Origin of the sequence: Cupriavidus sp. YAF13, assembly GCF_052113425.1 — a bacterium.
In the GTDB taxonomy this organism is placed as follows: Bacteria; Pseudomonadota; Gammaproteobacteria; order Burkholderiales; family Burkholderiaceae; genus Cupriavidus.
This window is the reverse complement of the sequence record NZ_JBFRDD010000058.1, coordinates 42,731-49,357: the sequence shown is the minus strand read 5'-3', so window position 1 is coordinate 49,357 and position 6,627 is coordinate 42,731. Positions and strand designations below refer to the sequence as shown.

Annotated in this window: 7 protein-coding genes; 3 read left to right on the top strand and 4 right to left on the bottom strand. The window is 65.3% G+C overall.

Annotated elements, in window-relative coordinates; genetic code table 11:
• Positions 1 to 454: 454 nt before the first annotated feature.
• Positions 455 to 859: a ProQ/FinO family protein gene (locus tag AB4061_RS33310; RefSeq protein ID WP_174426743.1), complete on the top strand. Its 405-nt coding sequence runs from the start codon at positions 455 to 457 to the stop codon at positions 857 to 859.
• Between the two features lie 76 nt (positions 860 to 935).
• Here AB4061_RS33310 and AB4061_RS33305 read toward each other — a convergent pair whose 3' ends face one another.
• Complete coding sequence (locus AB4061_RS33305; RefSeq protein ID WP_441640443.1) at positions 936 to 1,850, bottom strand: LysR family transcriptional regulator; 915 nt, start codon at positions 1,848 to 1,850, stop codon at positions 936 to 938.
• A 140-nt stretch (positions 1,851 to 1,990) separates the two neighbouring features.
• On the opposite strand from AB4061_RS33305, the gene AB4061_RS33300 reads away from it, so the two are divergent.
• On the top strand, positions 1,991 to 2,683 hold the full coding sequence (locus AB4061_RS33300) for a 3-oxoacid CoA-transferase subunit A (RefSeq protein WP_441640445.1): 693 nt from the start codon (positions 1,991 to 1,993) through the stop codon (positions 2,681 to 2,683).
• Positions 2,680 to 3,315, top strand: a complete 636-nt coding sequence (locus AB4061_RS33295; protein ID WP_441640442.1) for a 3-oxoacid CoA-transferase subunit B — start codon at positions 2,680 to 2,682, stop codon at positions 3,313 to 3,315. The genes AB4061_RS33300 and AB4061_RS33295 overlap by 4 nt, the downstream gene beginning before the upstream one ends.
• 21 nt (positions 3,316 to 3,336) lie before the next feature.
• Here AB4061_RS33295 and AB4061_RS33290 read toward each other — a convergent pair whose 3' ends face one another.
• The 3 genes from AB4061_RS33290 to AB4061_RS33280 all read right to left on the bottom strand — a co-directional run bounded on the left by AB4061_RS33290 (position 3,337) and on the right by AB4061_RS33280 (position 6,491).
• Positions 3,337 to 4,218, bottom strand: a complete 882-nt coding sequence (locus AB4061_RS33290) for an alpha/beta fold hydrolase (protein ID WP_441640441.1) — start codon at positions 4,216 to 4,218, stop codon at positions 3,337 to 3,339.
• 168 nt (positions 4,219 to 4,386) lie between these two features.
• Positions 4,387 to 5,418 carry an isocitrate/isopropylmalate dehydrogenase family protein gene (locus tag AB4061_RS33285; protein WP_441640440.1) on the bottom strand — a complete coding sequence of 344 codons (1,032 nt, stop codon included), beginning with the start codon at positions 5,416 to 5,418 and terminating at the stop codon, positions 4,387 to 4,389.
• Positions 5,419 to 5,633: 215 nt separating this feature from the next.
• The gene (locus AB4061_RS33280; protein ID WP_441640439.1) at positions 5,634 to 6,491 is read right to left on the bottom strand and encodes a D-amino acid aminotransferase; all 858 of its coding nucleotides are present in this window, start codon (positions 6,489 to 6,491) and stop codon (positions 5,634 to 5,636) included.
• Between the last annotated feature and the right edge of the window lie 136 nt (positions 6,492 to 6,627).

Here is a 6,627-nt window from a genome sequence, read left to right as displayed (position 1 = left end):
CTTTATAACTTGTAAGCTAAAAGACCGAAGTCTTCCGCATCCGCTATCAAGCGCCCACACTTATCGGTTGTTTGTTTGTTAAAGAACTGGCCACGGTTCGCTTTGCTTACCGCGTCGCTGCGTTTGCTGCAGCAGAGAAACGAGAYTATAAAGAATTATCTGCGTTTCATCAATACTTTTTTAATCTTTTCTTGCTCGGGTTAGATTCGCTACGCGCTCTTCTCACCTTTCCTGCCATCCCCGCAACCTTCGCCCGTCTGCTTTGCAGCTGAGCGTTGTACTGCGGAAGGGGGCGAATACTAAGCTGTCGGCACGGTGCTGGCAAGTCTTTTCTGGAAAATTTAGTCGGCACAAAAAAAGCGCCCCAAAGCGCACAATCGAGCATCAAACCTCGGGGCTGACCGGCTTCCGCTAAAATTCGCCTTCACTCCTCACCTCTTCACAACAGAACACTATGGGATTCGAACAACTTGCTGCGCTGAAAGCGCAGCTGGCGCAACAGGCCAAACCCAAGCCGGCGGCCAAGCCCACACGCGCCCGCCCATCCGCGCAAGCGGCCCAGTCGAAACCGGTGGATCCTGTTGTACGGAACATCGGGCGGCTTCAAAAGCGCTTCCCCCTGGCCTTCCCTAAGAACCCTGCGCCAAAGCGAGCGTTGAAAGTCGGCATCTTCGACGATCTGCTTGGCTACGCTAGCGAGCTGGGCTTGCAAGAGGCGGAGTTGCGCGAAGCCATCAAGACCTGGTGCCGCGGGACCCGTTACAAGGCATGTCTCACGGAAGGCGCTGCGCGAGTGGACCTCAACGGCGCCGACGCAGGCTCTGTCACGCAGGCGGAAGCCACGCGCTTCAAGAAATAAGCGGCGGCGGTGGCGCGGCAGATGCGGACTGGCATAGGGCTATAAAGCTATAAGGCTAGAAGGCTTGCCGCACGATTTACTCTGGCTGCCGCTCTGCCCCCTTCGCCTCGCGGCAGCGCTCGATCAGCCTCAGCACCGTAGGCGAGCGCTCGTTCTTGCGATGGACCACGGCCAGTTGCGACACCACGTCGTTGCGGGCCAGCGGCTTGAATACCACGTCGGGCGGGGCGAACGCGCGCATCGAGGCGGGGATCAGCGCCACGCCAAACCCGGCCGCCACCATGCTGATGATGGTAGCCATCTGGGTCGACAAAGCCTCTACGCGTGGCTGGAAGCCGGCATTGCCGCAGATGGCGAGCGTGATGGCGTAGAAGCCCGTACCGTGCTCGGTATGCGTGCAGATAAAGGTCTCGTCGCGCAGCGTGGCTACGTCGACGCGGGCGCGGCCAGCCAGCGCATGGGTGGCGTGCAAGGCCACCACGACGGCTTCGGACGCGATGTCGAACAAGGCCAGCCCTTCTGGCAGGGACCGCAGCGGTGGCCGGATAAAGCCGATATCGAGTTCGCCACGTGCCACCGCTTCGAGCTGGGCCGGCATGTCCATCTCCCGCATGGCAAGCCGCACGGCCGGATGATCCTGGCGAAAACGATAGACGAGCCTTGGCAGCAAGCCTGACAACGCGGCCGACGCCACATACCCGATGGCAGCGCCGCCGACATCACCCCGGCTGGCACTGGCCGTGACCAGCCCGGCATGCTGGACCTGGCGCAGCACACCCATTGCTTCCTCGTAAAAAACGGCACCCACCTCGGTCAGCGCAATGCGGCGCTTGCTGCGCGAGAGCAGCGGCGCGCCCGCCTCTTGTTCGATCCACCGGAACTGCTGGCTCAACGCCGGCTGCGATATGCCCAGGCGCTCCGCCGCGCGGCCAAAGTGCAGCTCCTCGGCCAGCGCGGCAAAGTATCGGTAGTGTCGGAGTTCGAGGTTCATCGCGATAGCCCGCTTTCAATATAAGCGCAGCTTATCAACAATTAAGCTTTGCGCACTTGAACCTATCAAAGCCTGCGCCGCATGATGCATGACTTGGCGGCTGCGCCGCGTCACGTATCGGGAGCAAGTCGGGCATGGGATTGGTCAACAAACGGGTAGCAAGCTGCGCAGAGGCCATCGCCGACCTGCGCGACGGCGCCACCGTGATGGTGGGCGGCTTCGGCAGCGCGGGCCTGCCCGACGGCCTGATCGCCGCAGTGCTGGCGCACGGCGCGCGGGATCTCACGGTGATCTCCAACAACGCCGGCTACGACGGCGAAGGCGTGGCGAGCCTGATCGAAGCCCGGCGCATGCGCAAGCTGGTCTGCTCCTACCCGCTGACAGCGGGCGCCACGGCGTTCCGCGACGCTTACCGGCGCGGCGAGATCGAGCTGGAGCTGGTGGCGCAGGGCACGCTGGTGGAGCGCATTCGCTGCGCCGGAGCCGGGCTGGGCGGCTTCTACTGCCCCATCACGGCCGGGACGATCCTTGCCCAAGGCAAGGACACGCGGGAGATCAACGGTGTGCCGCACGTGCTGGAGCTGCCGCTGCATGCGGACTTTGCGCTGATTCGCGCACGCCATGCGGATCGCCTTGGCAACCTGGACTATCACCTGGCGGGCCGCAACTTCAACCCCATCATGGCCACGGCGGCGCGCGTGGTGGTGGCGGAGGTGGAGGCGATGGTCGAGGCCGGCGCGATGAACCCCGAACATATCGTGACGCCCGGCATCTTTGTCCACCGCGTCGTCACCGCTAACGCCAACAAGCCACAAGCCGGGAGCCAGCCATGAAGCGATGGAACAGGGAACAGATCGCCCGGCGCGCGGCGCAGGACATCCGGCCGGGCGCCTACGTCAACCTGGGCATCGGCCTGCCGACGCTGGTCGGCGACATGATCCCGCGGGAGCGCGAGGTCTTCCTGCATAGCGAAAACGGCATCCTGCATCTCGGGCCACGCCCGCCGCTGGGGCAGGAGAACCCGGACCTGATCAATGCCAGCAAGCAGCCGGTGACGCTGCAGCCTGGCGCGGCCATCTTCGATTCCGCGCTGAGCTTCGCGATGATGCGCGGCGGCCACCTGGATCTGGCCATCCTTGGCGCCTACGAAGTGGCGGAGAACGGCGACCTGGCCAACTGGAGCCGCGGCGACCCGAACACGCCGCCCGCGGTGGGCGGCGCCATGGAGCTGGCCTTCGGCGCGCGCGAGGTCTGGGTGCTGATGGAACACACCACGCGCGACGCTCGCCCGCGCCTGTTGCACCGCTGCACGCTGCCGTTGACGGCAAGCGGTGTGGTCAGCCGCATCTATACCGACCTGGCGGTGATGCGCGTGACGCCCAGCGGCTTGCGCGTGGAGGCCATGGCCGAGGGCATGACCTTCGGCGAGTTGCAGGCGCTGACCGAGGCGCGGCTGCTAGCCTAGCGCCATCGGCAAATCAGCAATTCAGCGGCTGGACACTACCCGCTCGATCCACGCGATGAACACCGCGACCACTTCCTCGCGGTTGGTCTCGTTCAACGTTTCATGCCGCGCCCCGCCGAACACGTGGGACGACACATCGGCCTGCCCTGCCGCGCGGTAGCGGCTGACCAGCGGCTCGAACCATGCCAGGTGATGGTTGACCGGATCCGCATCGCCGGTGAACAGGTACATCGGCAACGCCGGACGGATACGGCGCAGCGTATCCGGCTCGGCCAGGCGCGCGCACTCGGTGAACATCGAGGCGCGCGATGCCGGCGTCACGGTGAACCCGCACAACGGATCGGCCAGATACGCATCCACCTGGGCGGGGTCGCGGCTGAGCCAGTCGAATGGCGTGCGGCCATCCGGCACCCCGGCGTTCATGTCTTCCAGCTTGAATCCCGCCTGCGCCGCTGCCAGCATCAGATCCACCGCGGTGGTACCCGACAGCGACACGCCGTCGAGCAGATCGCTGTGCGCAACCAGGTAGCACTGCGCTGCGAACGAGCCCATGCTGTGGCCAAACAGGATCAGCGGCACCCCGGGATGCTGCGCGCGTGCGTGCCGGCTGAGCACGGCCATGTCGTCCGCCAGCGCGGCGAAGCCACGCGGGCCGAAGTCGCCAAGCTTGTCCTGCGCGGCTGCATCGGCGCCGTGTCCGCGATGCTCGCTGGCGTAGACCACGTAGCCCGCGCGCACCAGCGCGTCGGCCAGGGGCCGGTAACGCAGCGCATGCTCGCCCATGCCATGCGCGATCTGGACCACGGCACGCGGCGCGACGCCGCCCTGCCAGCGGTGGACCTCGATCTTGTGATCGTCATTCGAATCGAGACGAAAGTGGAGGTAGGGTTCCGATGTCTGCATGCCAAGCCCTCGGTTAACGCCGGCCGTATCGGGAGTGACGGTTGCGGCGCAGACATCGTACGCAAGTGGGTGCGTTCAGGCTATCGGGGTTGCTCCGCCCTGCCGCTGTGGGGAATGGCAGAGGTAGTAGTAAGCTGCCCGGCGCAGGCCGGGACGCTCGCCGCGCGGTCACCCCAGCCGCTTGATCACCGTCTCGGCAAACTGCAAGGTCGAGGCCGAGCCCTTGAGGTCGCCGGTTTTCACCTGGTCCTGGTTGAGCGCCAGGTCGATCGCCTGGCGCAGCCGCGCCGCCAGGTCCTGGCGGCCCACATGCTCGAGCATCAGGCCGGCGGCCAGCATCAGCGAGATCGGGTTGGCGATGCCCTTGCCGGCGATGTCCGGCGCGGAGCCGTGCACGGCTTCGAAGATGGCTGCCGTCTCGCCGATATTGGCGCCCGGCGCCATGCCCAGCCCGCCGACAAGGCCGGCGATCTGATCGGACAGGATGTCGCCGAACAGGTTGGTACAAAGCAGCATGTCGAACTGCCAGGGATTGAGCACGAGCTGCATGGCGCAGGCATCGACGATGCGATCATCCATCTCCACGCGGCCAACGTAGTCCTGCGCCACCTCGCGCGCGGCCTCCAGGAAGATGCCGGTCAGCGCCTTCAGGATATTGGCCTTGTGCACCACGGTGATCTTCTTGCGCTGGTTCTTGACCGCATACTCGAACGCAAAACGGGCGATGCGCCGGCAGGCGTCGCGCGTATTGGTGCCGGTGGACACGGCCACCGCATGCGGGTCATCGCCCACGGCGATGTAGTAATCGTGCGCCACGTAGAAGCCGCCCACGTTCTCGCGCACCAGCACCAGGTCGATATCCTCGAAGCGGCCTGGCACCAGCGTGCGCGCGGGCCGTACGTTGGCAAAGAGGTTGAAGGCTTCGCGCAGCCGCACATTGACCGAGCGGAAGCCCCCGCCCACCGGCGTGGTCAGCGGGCCCTTGAGCGCCAGGCCTGTGCGGCGGATGCTCTCGAGGGTGGCCTCCGGCAGCGGATCACCGCCCTGGTCGATGCCCGCCATGCCAGCCTGCTGCACGTCCCAGGAAAACGGCGCCCCCAGCGCGTCCAACACCTTGACGGTGGCTTGCACCACTTCCGGGCCAATGCCGTCGCCCGGGATCAGGGTAGCGGCGATCTGGTTGCGTGCTGGTTGTTCCATATGCGATTCCTCTCAACAGTTGAATGTCCGCGTTCGCAGAGCATGCAACGCGGGGGCATTTCTGTCTAGCGCGGATCATGTCAGGCGAGCGGGATCGCGCTGCCGGAAGGGAATCTTGTGGAACGAGCTATCACATATGGCCGCTTGTCTTCATGCAGCGCGCTGCGGGGTAGCCGGCTCGCGCCGAATAGCCACGCCGCGCGCTTAGGCGTTGATCACGCCGCCTGCGTGGCCGCTTTGGCTTCCTGGTATGCGGCGTACAACTTCTTGAACACCGGGCCGGGCTCGCCATCGCCGATGGTCTTGCCGTCGATGGTGACCACCGGCAGGATCTCCTTGCTGGCCGAGGTCAGCAGCACCTCATCCGCGCCCATCACCTCGTCCTGCGAAATGCGGCGCGCTTCCAGCGAGATATCCAGCGCCGCGCACAGCTCCTCCATCCAGCCGTAGCGGATCCCTTCCAGGATCAGGTTGTCCTTCGGCGGCGCCGAGACCCGGCCCTTGCTGACCACCCAGACGTTGGACGCGGAGGCCTCGGTCAACATCCCGTCGCGAAACTGGATGGTCTCGGTGGCGTCGTTCTCCACCGCGTTCTGCGCCGCCAGCACATTGCCCAGCAGCGAGGTGGATTTCACCTGGCAGTGCAGCCAGCGCTTGTCCTGCGCTGTCACGCAGGACACGCCCTTCTCGCGCATGGCCGCCGAGGGCAGCGACATCGGGTTGGTCATGATGAGCACCGTCGGCGTCACCGTCTTCGGGAAGGCATGGGTGCGCCGCGCCACGCCGCGCGTGACCTGGATGTACACCATCTGGTCGGCGAGGCCGTTGGCCTGCACCACACGGTCGATCAGCGCCATCCACTGCGCGTCGGCGTGCGGGTTGGGGATGCCGATGGTGTCCAGGCTGCGCGCCAGCCGCGCCAGGTGCTGCTGCAGGCGGAACGGCTTGCCGGCATAGATAGGGACCACTTCATACACGCCATCGCCAAAGATAAAGCCGCGATCCAGCACGGGGACGCGGGCTTCGGACAGGGGCGTGAGCTCGCCGTTGAGATAGACGATTTCTTCGTTCATGGTGGGTAGGGTAAGGCTGGCGGGCGCCGGGGCCTGGGTTGCAGTACGGGTGCGCACTGGAAGAATGCATGCATTCTTCCACAAGGCGCGGGGGCAGCCTATGCAAAATCGGCATGACCTTGGCCTGCTCCGCCGC